General features: G+C 46.5%; 2 tRNA genes and 1 rRNA gene. All 3 read right to left on the bottom strand.

What is annotated here, in order from left to right:
* Positions 1-333, bottom strand: a 23S ribosomal RNA gene (locus AC1EK4_RS11945); the annotation flags it as partial.
* Positions 334-500: 167 nt separating this feature from the next.
* Positions 501-574: transfer RNA gene (locus tag AC1EK4_RS11940), tRNA-Ala, on the bottom strand.
* A gap of 9 nt (positions 575-583) precedes the next feature.
* Positions 584-657 (bottom strand) — tRNA-Ile (locus tag AC1EK4_RS11935).
* Positions 658-819 lie beyond the last annotated feature (162 nt).

Here is an 819-nt window from a genome sequence, read left to right as displayed (position 1 = left end):
AATTCCTCTCACACGCAAGATACAATGTCGTGGTCCTACTACCCCGGCGATGCGTTGCCACAACGCCGGTTTGGGCTATTCCCCGTTCGCTCGCCACTACTAGGGGAATCATTCTTTTATTTTCTATTCCTACAGGTACTAAGATGTTTCAGTTCCCTGCGTTCGCCTCTTGAACTTGTCAAGATGACCGTCCTTCAGACGGCCGGGTTGTCCCATTCGGAAATCCTCGGATCAAAGATTATTTGCATCTACCCGAAGCTTATCGCAGCTTATCACGTCCTTCATCGCCTCCATGAGCCTAGGCATCCACCATACGCCCTTAATTACTTTCTTCGCACCAAAGGAAACTTTGGATGCTCATACTTGATACTGTTGTTATATTCTACAGTCTTGCTTGTGTCAATATGTCAAAGATCGGATGTAGTTGACGAGTCTTAAGTTGACAAGATAACGAGACGAACTCGTCAACTTGTTTACTCTTAACTTGTATACTACTAGAGTGGAGAATAACGGATTCGAACCGTTGACCCCCTGCTTGCAAAGCAGGTGCTCTAGCCAGCTGAGCTAATCCCCCTCAAAGAAGTAGTCCCAGGCAGACTTGAACTGCCGACCTCCACATTATCAGTGTGGCGCTCTAACCAACTGAGCTATAGGACTGTGTCCGGCTGCGTTCAGGCCTCTGGGCGAGAATGCCCGGCTTCCTTTTTCTCTTTATTATAGTAAACAGCTTCCGTAGTACAAGAAAAAAAAGAGACGAACCTAATAGGTTTCTCTATACAAAACTATTATCGTACAGCTCCAGAAAGGAGGTGTTCCAGC

The sequence above is a fragment of the Prevotella sp. C0026C3 genome (assembly GCF_056590795.1).
The sequence above is the reverse complement of the archived record's forward strand: the minus strand, read 5'-3'. Positions and strand labels throughout refer to the sequence as shown.